Below are 15,321 nucleotides of genomic sequence, written 5' to 3'. Positions count from 1 at the left end.
GCTGCCACCGTGTGTCGTGCATAGTGGCGGACTGTGGGCACAATTGTCTTGGCTCATTGAGCCTGCAACGGATGGGGAGGCAGGAACGACGGTGGCGGAACGGAGCACGGCTGCCGTCGACGTGGCCGACACCAGCGGCGAGGAGTCGCTGACCGCCAAGGCGGGTCGGGCCACGGACGACGGTGCGCAGGCCGAGAAGGTATCCGGCAAGGAACAGGACGCCGCGCGCACCGAAGGAAAGGGCGCCGAGGCAACCGATCCCAAGCCACCGGAACTCCACAGCGGCCACAAACTCGCCAGACGATACCGACTCGAAGAGTGCGTCACCCGTCTGGACGGATTCAGCAGCTGGCGCGCCGTCGACGAAAAGCTGCGTCGGGCCGTCGGGGTGCACGTCCTCCCCGCGGACCACCCGCGGGCCCGTCCGGTGCTCTCGGCTGCCCGGGCCTCCGCGCTTCTCGGGGATCCCCGCTTCGTCCAGGTCCTCGACGCCGTCGAGGACAACGACCTCGTCTATGTCGTCCATGAGTGGCTGCCGGACGCCACCGAGTTGGCCACGGTCCTCGCCAACGGCCCGCTCGAACCCCACGACGCCTACCAACTCGTCAGCCAGGTCTCCCAGGCCATGGCCGCCGCCCACCGCGAGGGCCTGTCCCACCTGCGGCTCACTCCGAGCTCGGTGCTGCGCACGGAGTCCGGGCAGTACCGCATCCGCGGCCTCGCGGTCATGGCGGCGCTGCGCGGCATCACCTGCGAACACCCGCAGCGCACGGACACCGAGGCGATCGGCGCACTGCTGTACGCCGCCCTCACCCAGCGCTGGCCGTACGAGAACGACGCCTACGGCCTCACCGGCCTGCCCAAGGGCGTCGGCCTGATCGCACCCGACCAGGTCCGCGCCGGCGTGCACCGGGGCCTGTCCGAGCTCGCCATGCGGGCCCTGGTCAACGACGGAGCCACCGCGTCCCGCCAGGAGCCGCCGTGCACCACGCCGGAGGAACTGGCCAAAGCGGTTGCCGCCATGCCGCGCATCCGTCCCCCGGAGACGGCGTTCTCGACTCCGCCGCCATATCAGCGCGCGGGCTTCCCCCAGGGTTCCTACGGCCAGGCGGCCCAGGCGACACAGCCTGTCGCCACGCCGCCGCCCCCGCTCCAGAGCCGCACCGGCAAGGCGCTGAAGTGGTCCGTCTCCGCACTGCTGATCGCGGCGCTGGGTCTGGGCAGCTGGCAGCTGGCGGACACCCTGCTGAAGTGGGAGAACGACCACGACACGCCAGGGAACTCGCAGACCACCGGCGGCGGCGCCAAGAAGCCCGACGGCAAGCCGATCAAGATCGTGGACGGCACCGAGTACTACCCCGACGGCCAGCCGCAGCACCCCGACCAGGCGCGGGCCACCTACGACGGGGACCCCTCGACGTACTGGCGCAGCAAGAGCTACCGCGAAGGCCCCGATCTCAACCCGGCCTTCAAAAAGGGCGTCGGGCTGATCTACGACCTCGGCTCCGAGCAGCAGATAAGCAGCGCTTCCATCGGGCTGCACTACATCGGTGACCACACCACGCTGACGCTCTACGCCGCCGATTCCTTCTCACCGTCCGAGCCGCTGAGTTCCATGCGCGAGCTCGGTACGGCCAAGACCTCGGGCAGCACCGCCAAGGTCACGCTGAAGAAGCCGGCGAAGGCGCGCTATGTCGTCGTGTGGATCACCGCGATGCCCAATTCGCCGGCGGACACCTACAGCGGCGCCGGCTTCAAGCAGGGCGTGACCGAGGTCTCCTTCACCAGCTGAGCTGGCATACAGCCCACGAGGGGCGTGGGTACGAGAGCGGTCGGCCGCGAGGCCGATTGCCCGTACCCACGCCCCTCGCTCCATTGAGATCGTTTCCGGCCGGCGAGGTGCCTTTCCCAGCATTTACTTTCGCCACCCGGCGGGCTTCAATGGGATCGAGATCAGGCAGCTACGGCCGGGGGGCCCGTGTCCACCGACAGCGACAAGGCTTCGACACCAACCGACGCCGATCTCCTCGCGCTGCACGTAAAGGGCGACCCCGATGCGTTCGGGGAGCTCGTCCGACGCCACCGAGACCGGCTGTGGGCCGTGGCCTTACGGACCCTCGGTGATCGCGAAGAGGCCGCCGATGCCGTGCAGGACGCACTGGTATCCGCCTATCGCGCCGCGCACTCCTTCCGCGGCCAGTCGGCCGTGACCACCTGGCTGCACCGCATCACGGTTAATGCCTGCCTTGACCGGGCCCGTAAGGCCGCTTCACGACGCACTTCTCCGGTCGCCGAGACCGAACGCCTCGAGCAGCTTCTCGAACCCGAGGAATCCGCAGCACTCCCGGCAGAGCGCCAGGACCTGCACCGTGAACTGCTCAGCGCGCTGCGCACGCTCCCCGAGGAACAGCGCGCCGCTCTCGTGCTCGTCGATATGCAGGGGTACTCCGTCGCGGAGGCCGCCGAGATTCTCGACGTCCCGACCGGAACGGTGAAAAGCCGCTGTTCACGCGGCAGAGCTCGGCTCCTGCCGTTGGTCACCCATCTGCGCGGCGATGACAGGGGTAGCAATCCCGCGAGCGGGGGAAGGAACCGGGCGCAGGGGACATCCGTCCCACCGACGGCAGGACCGAAGGGCACAGGTGCCGTGAAGGGCGGAGGTGGGCGAGCGTGACGTCGACGACCGGCGCAGGCGAGCACCCGGAGGTATCCGAGATCTCCGATCTCACGGACGGGCTGCTCCCTCCCTCACGCACCGCGGATCTGCGGGATCATCTCGCCGGCTGCGCCCTGTGCGAGGACGTCCATGCATCTCTGGAGGAGATCCGCGGGCTCCTGGGTACGCTTCCGGGCGCGACCCGGATGCCGGCCGATGTCGCCGAACGCATCGATGCGGCCCTCGCCGCAGAGGCACTGCTCGACTCCACCACAGCCGAGGGCGAGCCCCTCGTTTCACGTGAAACATCGCCTTCTCTCAGCGCGGTTTCACGTGAAACATCGTCGGGCGCTGTCACAGTTTCACGTGAAACATCGACCGGACCGGCCTCCGTTTCACGTGAAACCAGCGTGCAGGCGCCTTCCCGTGGAGCCACGTCCGCTCCGCCAGCCGGGCGCCGCCGCGACGCTACGGGGCCAGGCCGCCAAGCGCCGGGGCGCCGCACGTCCGGCGCTAGGCGGTGGCCCCGGGTACTGCTGGGCACCGCGGCCGCTGCGGCGGTACTCGGAGTGGGCGGCCTGCTCATCCAGAGCGCCGGCACCAGCGGCGTCCAGGCCACCAAGCAGGACAGCTCCTCTGCGAGCGGAGGAAGAGCCCCCTCCGGCCTGACCGTCGCCAGGCTCGGGACGGACGTCCACAAGTTGCTCGCTACGAAAAAGGCGCACCAGGCGCCGGAGATCGGCACACGCAGTTCCCCCGAGACGCCGTTCCGAAGCGAGTCCGACACGGTTCCGTCGTGTGTGCGTCAGGGCATCGGCCGCACCGAGAAACCACTGGCGTCGAGTCGCAGCACCTATGAGGGCACGGACGCATTCCTGGTCGTGCTGCCGCACCCGTCCGACCCGAAGAGCGTCTCTGCCTACGTCGTCACTGCCTCGTGCGTCTCAGCCACTCCGCCGGCTCCCGGGAAGGTTCTGCTGACCCACTCGTATCGGCGAGACTGAACCGCGGCAAGTGCGCGATGGCGCTCTGGGAATGCTGGCCCCTTAGGATCCGTTGGGTGGGGTGAGAGTTCCGAGACCCCAGCAAGCCGTCGGCAGAGACAAGGAAGAAACCCGTGAGCGACGTCCGCAACGTGATCATCATCGGCTCCGGGCCCGCGGGCTATACCGCAGCGCTCTACACCGCCCGCGCGTCCCTGAAGCCGCTCGTCTTCGAAGGCGCCGTCACCGCTGGCGGTGCTTTGATGAACACCACCGACGTGGAGAACTTCCCCGGCTTTCGCGACGGCATCATGGGTCCGGACCTGATGGACAACATGCGTGCCCAGGCCGAGCGCTTCGGTGCCGAGCTCGTGCCGGACGACATCGTCTCGGTCGATCTCACCGAGGAGATCAAGACCGTCACCGACACCGCGGGCAACGTGCATCGTGCCAAGGCGGTCATCGTCGCCACCGGCTCCCAGCACCGCAAGCTCGGTCTGCCGCGCGAGGACGAGCTGTCCGGCCGGGGAGTCTCCTGGTGCGCGACCTGCGACGGGTTCTTCTTCAAGGACCAGGACATCGCCGTCATCGGCGGTGGCGACACCGCGATGGAGGAGGCCACCTTCCTCTCGCGCTTCGCCAAGTCCGTCACGGTCGTCCACCGCCGCGACGCCCTGCGCGCGAGCAAGGCGATGCAGGAGCGCGCCTTCGCCGACCCGAAGATCAAGTTTGTGTGGGACAGCGAGGTCGCCGAGGTCCACGGCGAGAACAAGCTCTCCGGTCTGACGCTGCGCAACGTCAAGACGGGCGAGACCTCCGAGCTTCCGGTCACCGGCCTCTTCATCGCGATTGGCCACGACCCGCGGACCGAGCTGTTCAAGGGCCAGCTGAACCTCGACGACGAGGGTTACCTCAAGGTCGATGCGCCCAGCACCCGGACGAACCTGGCGGGCGTCTTCGCCGCCGGCGATGTCGTCGACCACACCTATCGCCAGGCGATCACCGCTGCCGGCACGGGCTGCTCCTCCGCCCTCGACGCCGAGCGGTTCCTCGCGGCGCTCTCGGACGGCGAGGCCACGGCCGAGCCGGAGAAGACCGCTTCCGCCTGACCCGCGCACCCCAGCTTTCCGACCCCACCCACCCAGTAAGGAGATTGCCATGGCCGGCGCCACGGTGACCGTGACGGACGACAACTTCGAAGAGGTCGTCCTCAAGAGCGACAAGCCCGTTCTCGTAGACTTCTGGGCCACCTGGTGCGGCCCGTGCCGTCAGGTTGCCCCGTCCCTGGAGGCCATTGCCGCCGAGCACGACGAGATCGTCATCGCCAAGCTGAACACCGACGAGAACCCGGCGACCACCGCCAAGTACGGCGTCATGTCGATCCCGACCATGAACGTCTACCAGGGCGGCGAGGTCGTGAAGACCATCGTCGGCGCCAAGCCGAAGGCTGCCATCGAGAAGGACCTCGCGGACTTCCTCGCCTGAGGCATGCCGTCACGTTTCACGTGAAACAGGCCCGCTCCCTTCGTGGGGGCGGGCCTGTTTCACGTGAAACACACGACGATGTTTCACGTGAAACACCGCGGACGGTGCTGCTCAGAGCGGCCGGAGCGCGGGCTCCTTCTGAACGGCTCCGAGCAGACGGTCCAACGCAAGTTCCACATCTTCCTTCCACGAGATCGTGGTCCGCAGTTCGAGCCGCAACCGCGGAAACCGCGGATGCTGGCGAACGGTCTTGAAGCCCACCGCCAGAAGATGATCGGCGGGCAGCACACACGCCGGCTCGGTCCAGCGGGCATCGCCAAACGCTTCGATGGCCTTGAAGCCACGCTGAATGAGGTCCTTGGCCACTGTCTGCACCATCACCCGGCCCAACCCCTGGCCCTGATAACCGGGAGTCAGCCACGCCGTCAGCAACTGCACCGCATCCGGCGACACCGGGCTGGTGGGAAAGGCCGTCGACCGTGGTACATAGGCCGGCGGGGCGTACATGACGAAACCAGCCGGCACATCGTCGACATAGACAACGCGCCCGCAGGATCCCCACTCCAACAAGACCGCTGAGATCCAGGCTTCCTTCTCCAGCTCTGGACGCCCCGCTTTTACCGCGGCTTCGCCGCTGACGGGGTCGAGCTCCCAGAAGACACAGGAGCGACAGCGCTTGGGGAGATCCGGAAGGTTGTCCAGCGTGAGCGGTACGAGCCGACGGCCCATGGAACCAGGTCCTCGCTTCCCTCGCCTGCCACACCGCGCAGCGCTGTCAGCACCGCCTGCTCTCTGAACAGACCACCAACGAACCCTCCGAGGGCTGCGAGCCCGAAGCCCACTGCCAGCAGTCCGGTGCGGCTCACTGATCGCATGGCCCTCTCCTCGATGTGAGGTTTCTCCATGTGGATGCGTGCCATACCCGATCGCATCGTATCCACCCTTTACGGGCGCGGGTACTGCCAGAAAGCAAAGGGCGAGCCGTGTTCCGGTATCAGTTCCGGAACACGGCTCGCCCAGGAGCCGTAGACGTCAGCTCACTCTGCTTCGCCGCTCTCGTCAGCCGGCGTGTTCCCCAGAACGGGACCCTCGCCCGGAGCAAGCGTTCCCAAGATGCGCTCCAGGTCTTCCATCGAGGCGAACTCGACGACGATCTTTCCCTTCTTCTGGCCAAGATCGACCTTCACCCGGGTTTCGAAACGGTCGGACAGGCGGGAGGCGAGACCGGTGAGTGCAGGGGACACCCGAGCACCCGCACGGGGCTTCTTCGCCTTGCCGGCGCTCTTGGGGCTCGACCCCATGAGCGTCACGATCTCCTCGACCGAACGGACCGACAGCCCCTCTGCCACGATCCGGCGCGCCAGGTTGTCCTGCTCCTCCGAATCTTCCACCGACAGCAGAGCCCGGGCGTGTCCCGCGGAGAGCACCCCCGCCGCGAGCCGCTTCTGCACGGCCGGCGAGAGCTTCAACAGCCTCAGCGTGTTGGTGACCTGCGGGCGCGAGCGCCCGATCCGATCGGCCAGCTCGTCATGGGTGCACTTGAAATCCTGCAACAACTGGTCGTAGGCAGCGGCCTCTTCCAGCGGATTGAGCTGCGCCCGGTGCAGATTCTCCAGAAGCGCGTCGAGCAGCAACCGCTCGTCTTCCGTGGCCCGCACAATCGCGGGGATCTTCTCCAGCCCGGCTTCGCGGCAGGCCCTCCAGCGCCGCTCACCCATGATGAGCTCATAGCGCTCCGGCGCAGTCTGGCGGACCACCACCGGCTGGAGCAGTCCCACCTCCTTGATGGAGGTGACCAGTTCGGCGAGCGCATCCTCGTCGAACACCTCCCGCGGCTGGCGGGGGTTCGGCCTGATCGCGTCCAGCGGCACCTCGGCGAAGTGCGCGCCGGCCACCTCTGCAAAATTGCCGGTGTTCTCCGTCCCAGCCGGTGCTTCCGTTTCACGTGAAACACCGGGCGTCGGCAGCGAGGCCACCTTAGCGGCCGCGACTCCTCGGTCCGGATCCAGAACCGGTACGGACGACGGCGACGTCGTGCCCCTTCCCACCGCCGGCCCGTTCGGATCCGCGCTCTGCGGTGCCGCGGGGATCAGCGCACCGAGCCCGCGGCCCAGCCCTCTACGTCGTTCACTCACTGAGTCCCCTCCGAGATGCTGTGCTGTGCTTGGTAGTTCACACTCAGGCCCTGCTCCCCGGGCTGCGGAGCTCCCCGCAGCGCAATCTCTCGGGCCGCTTCGAGATACGAGAGCGCACCACTGGATCCCGGGTCATAGGTGAGCACCGTCTGCCCATAGCTGGGCGCCTCCGAGATGCGGACAGAACGGGGGATGCTCGTCCGAAGCACCTCGTTGCCGAAGTGGCTACGCACCTCATCGGCGACCTGCGAGGCCAGGCGGGTACGTCCGTCGTACATGGTGAGCAGGATCGTCGAGACGTGGAGCTTGGGGTTGAGGTGCCCTCGTACCAGCTCCACGTTCCGCAGCAACTGGCCCAGGCCCTCCAGCGCGTAGTACTCACACTGGATGGGGATCAGCACCTCGGCACCCGCGACCAGCGCATTGACGGTCAGCAGACCGAGCGAGGGCGGACAGTCGATGAGGATGTAGTCCAGCGGCTGTTCGTACGCCTTGATGGCGCGGTCCAGCCGGCTTTCGCGTGCCACCAGCGAGACCAGCTCGATCTCGGCACCGGCCAGGTCGATGGTCGCGGGGGCGCAGAAAAGCCCCTCCACCTCCACCACCGGCTGTACGACGTCGGAGAGTGGCTTGCTCTCGACCAGCACGTCATAGATCGACGGCACTTCGGCGTGATGGTCGATCCCCAGGGCCGTCGAAGCATTTCCCTGCGGGTCCAGGTCGATCACCAGCACTCGGGCCCCGTGCAGGGCCAGCGAAGCCGCAAGGTTCACGGTGGTGGTGGTCTTGCCGACCCCGCCCTTTTGATTGGCGACCACGATGACCCGGGTCTCGTCAGGGCGGGGCAGCCCCTCGCCTGCGCGGCCCATCGCTCCTACCGCCAGCTGCGCTGCGCGACCTGCCGGTGTGTTGTCCATCAGGGGCGGCGTTTCACGTGAAACGTCGTCCCCGAACGACTCGTTGCGGGGACCGGGGACCGGATCGGTCATCGGTCCCGCGATGTTGGCGTCGGACCGCAAGGATTCACTCTCCTCGACATCAGGCTCACAATGGTGAGAGCCTGCCATGCTTTCGGTATCGCGAACCAGTGAGGTCCGTTCTCCTGTGGATGAACCCACCTCTGTGGATACTTTCGTGACCCGTGTGGGTTTCCGGTCGTGCGGCTCGGCAGCCGCACGACCACGGCCGATGATCCCTTGCAGCAGAGAACGACGTTTCACGTGAAACACGATGCCAGCGCCGCGTCCGATTAAGTCGCGACACTCCGTCTTGTGGCTTTTTGTAGCGCCTGCGGAATTCGCCCTATCCGCTCTTCAGCGGACGGTTCTCCCGAATCGGAGAAATCGGGCCGGATTCGTCGCGCAACGCATTCTCAGCGCCGCCGCCCCCTCGACGCCCGGCTGGTCCGCGCCGCCTTGGCCCGCTTCGCAGCGAACCGCACCCCACCGGGGCTCTCTCCGACCTCCACACGCACCACGGTCGACGGCGGATCCACCACGCCTTCGCCGACGTGCACGATCGACGTATCCACCACGCCGAGCTTGCTCAGCGCGGCCCGGGCCGCCTTGAGCTCCTCCTCCGCGGTGTCGCCCTTGAGCGCCAGCATCTCGCCGTAGGGACGCAGCAGCGGCACCCCCCAGCCGGCCAGCCGGTCGAGCGGCGCGACGGCCCGCGCGGTCACCACATGCACCTGCGGAAGCTTGCCCATGACTTCTTCCGCACGGCCCCGCACGACCGTGACATGGTCCAGCCCGAGCAGCTCGACGACCTCCTGAAGGAAGTTCGTCCGGCGCAACAACGGCTCAAGAAGCGTGATCTTGAGATCCGGGCGCACCAGCGCCAGCGGAATGCCGGGCAGCCCGGCTCCCGAACCGACGTCGCACACCGAGACGCCCTCCGGAACCACCTCGGAGAGCACGGCACAGTTCAGCAGGTGGCGCTCCCACAGCCGGGGCACCTCCCGCGGGCCGATCAGCCCGCGCCGCACGCCCGCGTCAGCGAGCAGCTCGCCGTACCGCACGGCCTCCGGAAAGCGCTCGCCGAATACCTCCTGCGCCGCTTTCGGCGCAGGAGGGAGCTCCGCTGATGCCTCCGTCACGGGAACCGCCCTTCCTCTGGACTGCTTTTCCTGCCGAGAACCCGGCGTTACGACCGGGGATAACACAGAAGGCTGAGAAGTTTTGGCCCCGCCTGCGAGCAGACGGGGCCAAAGAAAGACTGAACGCGAAGCGTCAGGCCGGGAGGACCACCACGCGGCGCTGCGGCTCCTCGCCCTCGGACTCGCTCCGCAGCCCGGCCGCGGCCACCGCGTCGTGCACGACCTTGCGCTCGAACGGCGTCATCGGGTCCAGCTTCACCGGCTGACCGGTGCTCTTGGCTTCCTCTGCCGCGCTCGCACCGACCTTGGCGAGCTCCTCGCGCTTCTGCGCCCGGAAGCCGGCGATGTCCAGCATCAGTCGGCTGCGGTCGCCGGTCTCGCGATGTACCGCGAGCCGCGTCAGCTCCTGCAGCGCCTCCAGCACCTCACCGTCCCGGCCGACCAGCTTCTGCAGGTCACGGCTGTTCGTCTCACCGATGATCGACACCGAGGCGCGGTCCGCCTCGACATCCATGTCGATGTCACCGTCGAGGTCCGCGATGTCCAGCAGACCTTCGAGGTAGTCGGCCGCGATCTCGCCTTCCTGCTCCAGGCGGGTCAGGGTGTCGGCGCCCTTGGTGCCAGGGGTCGTGTCCGTCACGTAAGGACTCCTTCTTACTTCTTGGACGGGTGCTTGGGGCGCTGCTGGCCCTTGCGCTGCCCGGACTTGGTGTTACGGGATCCGGAGGCGGCGCCGCCCTTGGCCGGCGTACCACCCTTCCCCTTGTCGTCCTGCGCGGTGCTTTCCTCCGACGCATTGTCGGCACCCGCCGACGAGGTCGCCCGCGTGCGGTTCCCCGCGGCACCAGCCGGTGCGGTGGCACCGGTCTGGCGCTTGGCCTTGGTCTGCCGCTTGGGCTGCTGGCGGTTCTGGCGCGCGTCCTCGGCCGCCTTCTTCGCCGCGATCTCGGCGGGGCTCTCGACCAGCTTGCCCTGGGCGCGCAGCCGCTCCTGGCGGTCGGTGAACGCCTTGCTGCCCGGGGTGGGGTTGCGGCGGATGACGTACATCTGCTGGCCCATGGTCCACACGTTGGTGGTCAGCCAGTAGACGAGGACACCGACGGGGAAGTTGATGCCGAAGACGGCGAACATGACCGGGAAGACGTACATCAGCATCTTCTGCTGCTGCATGAACGGCGTCTTCACCGTCAGGTCGACGTTCTTCGTCATCAGCTGGCGCTGGGTGTAGAACTGCGACGCAGACATCAGGATGATCATGATGACCGTGACCACGCGGACGTCGGTCACCGAAGCACCCAGGGCCTCGATCTTCGAGGGGGTGTCCATGAACTTCGCCGCGAGCGGCGCACCGAAGATGTGCGCCTTCTGCGCGCTCGCAAGCAGCGTCGGGTCGATGAAGCCGACTGTCTTGTTCTGCGCGATGTGGCTGAGGACCTGGTACAGGGAGATGAAGAAGGGAGACTGCGCCAGGATCGGGAGACAGCTCGAGAGCGGGTTGGTGCCCGACTCCTTGTAGAGCTTCATCATCTCTTCGGACTGGCGCTGCTTGTCGCTCTTGTAGCGCTCCTGGATCGCCTTCATCTTCGGCTGGAGCGCCTGCATGTTCCGCGTCGACTTGATCTGCTTCACGAAGAGCGGGATCAGGCAGATACGGATCAGCACCACCAGCGAGACGATGGACAGACCCCACGCAGCCCCACTGTTCGCGTTGAAGATCAAACTGTAGAACGAGTGGAACTGGACGATGATCCAGGAAACTGCGTAATAAAGAGGACTGAGGATCGTGTCCACGAATCAGGCTCCTTGGGCGTTGGGCTGAGTCTCGGGCTGGGCGACAGGCTCAGGGACGGTGGGCCCGCCCAGACGGCTCCTCAGCCGCTGATGCCAAACCGGACGCTTCCGGGGAGGGACGTGGTCGACGCCACCGAGCGACCACGGGTTGCACCGCAGAATGCGCCAGGCGGTCAGCGCAGTCCCCTTCACCGCGCCGTGCCGGTCGATGGCTGTGTAGCCATAGTGCGAACACGACGGGTAGTACTTGCAGACCGGGCCCAACAGCGGGCTGATGGTCCACTGATAGATCTTGATCAAAAGCAACAGCGGGTACTTCACTGTGCGCTCCCTCCCGGGTCCCGTCCGGGCTTCCCGGGGCCAGCGGCGCGGCCGCCGTCGGTCACCGCCCCGGTGGGATTGCAGCCTTTCGGCGCCCCTCCCAGCAGCCGCTCCAAAGCGGCGTCCAGGTCGCGGGCCAGTTGGTCGTACTCCGCCGCACCCGCGCCGGGCAGGGCCCGTACGACAACCAGGCTACCGGCGGGCAGCCGGTCCAGCCGGTCGCGCACGAGATGGCGGAGTCTCCGCTTGACCTTGGTGCGGACGACAGCGCCGCCAACGGCTTTGCTCACGACGAAACCCGCACGCGCTGGGGGAACACTTCCCCCAGCTGCGTGCGGGTCCGTTGCGCCGCTACGACAATGCACGACGAGGAGCGGGCGCCCGGCCCTGCGTCCCCTGCGTACCGCGGTCGCGAAGTCCTCGCGCCGCCTCAGCCGATGTTCGGTAGGCAGCACGTCATGGACCTAGGTTCAGGCTGCTCAGGCCGACAGGCGGCCGCGACCCTTGCTGCGGCGCGACGCGAGGATCGCGCGGCCGGCACGGGTCCGCATGCGCAGACGGAAACCGTGGGTCTTCGCGCGGCGGCGGTTGTTCGGCTGGAAGGTGCGCTTGCTCACTCGGGGGCTCCAGGAAACTTGTTGTCTCAGAGAGACAGATTTGTGGGGCGTCGACTGGCTGTCACCGTGCGCCCACGAGTAGCTCGCCACGCCCGAGTGCACCGCTTCACGATCACGAGGGCGCGATCTTTGCCCATCGGAGGCAGGCGGCAGCAGCCATCGACAACTCGACCTGGTCACGGTACGCGGGGCTACGCCATTCGGTCAAACCAGCTCCCGAACGGTGCGGAGAGCCCCCGCCAGGACACACTATGCACAGCCTGTGGACAACAACTTGAATCCCCAGGCCCGCCCTGACTACCGTGGCTGAACTCCATTTCCTTCCCGCCCGTCCTGAGAATCACACATTCGTGGGACTGTGAGAGAGCGTGCCCTGTGGCTGATGTACCTGCCGATCTTGCCGCAGTGTGGCCACGTGTACTCGATCACCTCTTGCGGGCCGAGGCCGACGGCCTCAAGCCCAAGGACCAGGACTGGCTCAAGCGGACCCAGCCGCTGGCGCTGGTTGCGGACACCGCGCTGCTCGCCGTCCCCAACGAGTTCGCCAAGGGCGTGCTCGAAGGCCGGCTGGCGCCGCTGATCGGGGAGGCGCTCAGCCACGAGTGCGGACGGCCGATCCGGATCGCGATCACCGTCGACGACTCCTCGGAGGAGCCCGCGCCCCAACCGCCCGCGCCGCCCCAGCAGCACGCCCCGCAGCACTCGCAACACCCTCAGCACTCTCAGCACCAGCCGGCGCAGCACGACGCGTACGACGGCTACGACGGGCGGCACGACACGCGCCAGGGCTACGGGCACCAGGCCGACGACCTGCCCACCGTCCGCCCCGCATACCCCGACTACCCACAGCCGCGGCACGAGCCCGGGGCGTGGCCGCAGCACTCCCGCACCGACCTGGTCGGCCCCCGCGAGGAGTACGGCTGGCAGCAACAGCAGCTCGGCGGCTACCCCGACCGCGAGACGTCCACGGAACAGTGGCGCGAGCCCTACGGCTCCTCGCCGCCGCCCCACCTCCAGCAGCACCAGAACGACTACCGGGCGCAGGGGCCCGACCGCAGCGGGCCACGCCCCTCGGACGGTCCGCGCTCCCCGTACGAGCAGCAGCGCCGCGAGCTCCCCGAGCTCCCGCCCCCCGGTCCCGGCGGCCGGCCTGGCGGTCCCGGGTCCCCGCCGCCGGCGCCCAGTGGCGCCCCCGGCCCGCTCGCCGCGCAGCCCGCGCCGGCGACCGGCCCCGGCGAACCGACCGCGCGGCTGAACCCGAAGTACCTCTTCGACACCTTCGTCATCGGCGCCTCCAACCGCTTCGCGCACGCGGCGGCGGTCGCGGTCGCCGAGGCGCCGGCCAAGGCGTACAACCCGCTCTTCATCTACGGGGAGTCGGGTCTGGGCAAGACCCACCTGCTGCACGCCATCGGGCACTACGCCCGCAGCCTCTATCCCGGCACCCGGGTGCGGTACGTGAGCTCGGAGGAATTCACCAACGAGTTCATCAACTCCATCCGGGACGGCAAGGCGGACGCGTTCCGCAAGCGCTACCGGGACATGGACATCCTGCTCGTCGACGACATCCAGTTCCTGGCGAGCAAGGAGTCGACGCAGGAGGAGTTCTTCCACACCTTCAACACCCTGCACAACGCCAACAAGCAGATCGTGCTCTCCAGTGACCGGCCGCCGAAGCAGCTGGTCACCCTGGAGGACCGGCTGCGCAACCGCTTCGAGTGGGGCCTGATCACGGACGTCCAGCCGCCTGAGCTGGAGACCCGGATCGCGATCCTCCGCAAGAAGGCGGTGCAGGAGCAGCTGAACGCGCCGCCGGAGGTGCTGGAGTTCATCGCGTCCCGGATCTCGCGCAACATCCGCGAGCTGGAGGGCGCGCTCATCCGGGTCACCGCGTTCGCGTCGCTCAACCGGCAGCCGGTGGACCTGGGGCTCACCGAGATCGTCCTGAAGGACCTGATCCCCGGCGGCGAGGACACCGCGCCGGAGATCACCGCGACCGCGATCATGGCCTCGACCGCCGACTACTTCGGGCTGACCGTGGACGACCTGTGCGGCTCCTCGCGCAGCCGGGTGCTGGTGACGGCCCGCCAGATCGCGATGTACCTGTGCCGGGAGCTCACCGACCTCTCGCTGCCGAAGATCGGCGCGCAGTTCGGCGGGCGCGACCACACGACCGTGATGCACGCCGACCGCAAGATCCGCGCGCTGATGGCCGAGCGGCGCTCCATCTACAACCAGGTCACCGAGCTGACCAACCGCATCAAGAACGGCTGACGAGCGGCCCGCCGCCGGCCGCGACCGCCATCAGGGCGCCCCGGGATCCGCTCCCGGGGCGCCCTTCGTCGTACACGGTCCAGGAGGGCGCTCGGAACCGCTCCACGGCGTGTCCGCCGGCCTTCGAGGGCCTGGCGTGGGCCTGTCGCGGGCCGGCTTCCAGGGCTTTCCGGGGCGGTCGCAGGCCGGTCGCCGGGGGGTGAGCACCCTCCACCGTCCTCTCAAACCTGTGGAGCGCGCCGGTTCTGTTCGATTCCCGGCGAGGTCACGGCCTCTCTCCACAGATTGGGCAAGAATCTTCCGTCCACAGCCTGGGGAGGGGAAAGTTATCCCTGTGAGATCCACAGGCCCGGGTGTTGACGGACCATCGGACAAGGTCAACCGCGTGTGGATTTGTGGCCAACCGCAATCCACAGGCTGTGGACAGAGAGTTCATCCACAGGGGTGGTGATGACTTGTCCACCGGCAACCCACAGGTTGGGGGCTGTTGTCCCCAGCGATCCCCAGCTTCTCCACACCGCTGTCCACTGTTCGGCAACGCAACACCACCCCTCACCACGCCGAGTGAAAGCGGTCACACCAAGGTGGTGGGTTGGGCTGTGGGGAACGTGGGTAAAGCTGGGGATGGCACTGGGGAGAAGTGCCCCCGCCCTGTGCATGGGGTGTGCAGAACTTCGCGCGGTCCACAACTGAGCCCGCTTATCCACGGCCGCCACCCACAGGCGCGGTGGACAAAAAATCGGTGCTGACCTGCGCAAAGGAAGTTGTCCACGGTTTCCACAGGGCCTACTACTACGACCACGGATATCAACCGGGGAATGCGCTTCGAATCGGGCCCTGTGCACAACTCGGCTCGGGAGCGCTTCGCTCCGGTCGAGTCGACTTGACCCCGAGCCGCACCGACTGTCGGCGGCGTGCGTCAGACTGGTCTCCGGCAACCCAGCCGACGACGAAGAGCCAG

Annotated in this window: 14 protein-coding genes and 1 pseudogene; 6 read left to right on the top strand and 9 right to left on the bottom strand. The window is 67.7% G+C overall.

Going from position 1 to position 15,321, the window contains the following annotated elements:
• Nucleotides 1-91 precede the first annotated feature (91 nt).
• The 5 genes from JNO44_RS22370 (at nt 92) to trxA (ending at nt 5,124) form a co-directional block, all read left to right on the top strand.
• Nucleotides 92-1,792 (top strand): protein kinase family protein, encoded by a 1,701-nt coding sequence (locus tag JNO44_RS22370; protein ID WP_205365819.1) that lies wholly within the window; start codon nt 92-94, stop codon nt 1,790-1,792.
• A gap of 186 nt (nt 1,793-1,978) precedes the next feature.
• The gene (gene sigM, locus JNO44_RS22365) at nt 1,979-2,674 is read left to right on the top strand and encodes an RNA polymerase sigma factor SigM (protein ID WP_205365818.1); all 696 of its coding nucleotides are present in this window, start codon (nt 1,979-1,981) and stop codon (nt 2,672-2,674) included.
• Complete coding sequence (locus tag JNO44_RS22360; protein WP_205365817.1) at nt 2,671-3,660, top strand: anti-sigma factor family protein; 990 nt, start codon at nt 2,671-2,673, stop codon at nt 3,658-3,660. The genes sigM and JNO44_RS22360 overlap by 4 nt, the downstream gene beginning before the upstream one ends.
• A gap of 113 nt (nt 3,661-3,773) precedes the next feature.
• Nucleotides 3,774-4,748 (top strand): thioredoxin-disulfide reductase, encoded by a 975-nt coding sequence (gene trxB, locus JNO44_RS22355; protein WP_039634713.1) that lies wholly within the window; start codon nt 3,774-3,776, stop codon nt 4,746-4,748.
• Between the two features lie 49 nt (nt 4,749-4,797).
• Complete coding sequence (trxA, locus tag JNO44_RS22350) at nt 4,798-5,124, top strand: thioredoxin (RefSeq protein ID WP_067349208.1); 327 nt, start codon at nt 4,798-4,800, stop codon at nt 5,122-5,124.
• A gap of 111 nt (nt 5,125-5,235) precedes the next feature.
• Here trxA and JNO44_RS22345 read toward each other — a convergent pair whose 3' ends face one another.
• The 9 genes and pseudogenes from JNO44_RS22345 to rpmH all read right to left on the bottom strand — a co-directional run bounded on the left by JNO44_RS22345 (nt 5,236) and on the right by rpmH (nt 12,086).
• The gene (locus JNO44_RS22345; RefSeq protein ID WP_039634717.1) at nt 5,236-5,853 is read right to left on the bottom strand and encodes a GNAT family N-acetyltransferase; all 618 of its coding nucleotides are present in this window, start codon (nt 5,851-5,853) and stop codon (nt 5,236-5,238) included.
• Nucleotides 5,854-6,161: 308 nt separating this feature from the next.
• Nucleotides 6,162-7,259 carry a ParB/RepB/Spo0J family partition protein gene (locus JNO44_RS22340; RefSeq protein ID WP_205365816.1) on the bottom strand — a complete coding sequence of 366 codons (1,098 nt, stop codon included), beginning with the start codon at nt 7,257-7,259 and terminating at the stop codon, nt 6,162-6,164.
• Nucleotides 7,256-8,326: a ParA family protein gene (locus JNO44_RS22335; protein WP_205370214.1), complete on the bottom strand. Its 1,071-nt coding sequence runs from the start codon at nt 8,324-8,326 to the stop codon at nt 7,256-7,258. Before JNO44_RS22335 ends, JNO44_RS22340 begins: the two co-directional genes overlap by 4 nt.
• 305 nt (nt 8,327-8,631) lie before the next feature.
• Nucleotides 8,632-9,357 (bottom strand): 16S rRNA (guanine(527)-N(7))-methyltransferase RsmG, encoded by a 726-nt coding sequence (gene rsmG, locus JNO44_RS22330; RefSeq protein ID WP_067349216.1) that lies wholly within the window; start codon nt 9,355-9,357, stop codon nt 8,632-8,634.
• Between the two features lie 133 nt (nt 9,358-9,490).
• Nucleotides 9,491-9,997: a Jag family protein gene (locus JNO44_RS22325; RefSeq protein ID WP_039634723.1), complete on the bottom strand. Its 507-nt coding sequence runs from the start codon at nt 9,995-9,997 to the stop codon at nt 9,491-9,493.
• A 14-nt stretch (nt 9,998-10,011) separates the two neighbouring features.
• Entirely contained in the window at nt 10,012-11,148 is a 1,137-nt protein-coding gene (yidC, locus tag JNO44_RS22320) for a membrane protein insertase YidC (protein WP_205365815.1), read from the bottom strand.
• Nucleotides 11,149-11,151: 3 nt separating this feature from the next.
• Nucleotides 11,152-11,469, bottom strand: coding sequence for a membrane protein insertion efficiency factor YidD (gene yidD, locus JNO44_RS22315; protein ID WP_006604423.1), 318 nt, complete (start codon nt 11,467-11,469; stop codon nt 11,152-11,154).
• 86 nt (nt 11,470-11,555) lie between these two features.
• A pseudogene (rnpA, locus tag JNO44_RS22310) lies at nt 11,556-11,924 on the bottom strand (ribonuclease P protein component); the annotation flags it as partial.
• 24 nt (nt 11,925-11,948) lie between these two features.
• Nucleotides 11,949-12,086: a 50S ribosomal protein L34 gene (gene rpmH, locus JNO44_RS22305; RefSeq protein ID WP_009716483.1), complete on the bottom strand. Its 138-nt coding sequence runs from the start codon at nt 12,084-12,086 to the stop codon at nt 11,949-11,951.
• A 375-nt stretch (nt 12,087-12,461) separates the two neighbouring features.
• On the opposite strand from rpmH, the gene dnaA reads away from it, so the two are divergent.
• Entirely contained in the window at nt 12,462-14,360 is a 1,899-nt protein-coding gene (gene dnaA, locus JNO44_RS22300) for a chromosomal replication initiator protein DnaA (protein WP_205365814.1), read from the top strand.
• Nucleotides 14,361-15,321 lie beyond the last annotated feature (961 nt).

It is taken from the genome of Streptomyces noursei (genome assembly GCF_016917755.1).
Lineage (GTDB): Bacteria > Actinomycetota > Actinomycetes > Streptomycetales > Streptomycetaceae > Streptomyces > Streptomyces yunnanensis.
The sequence above is the reverse complement of the archived record's forward strand: the minus strand, read 5'-3'. Positions and strand labels throughout refer to the sequence as shown.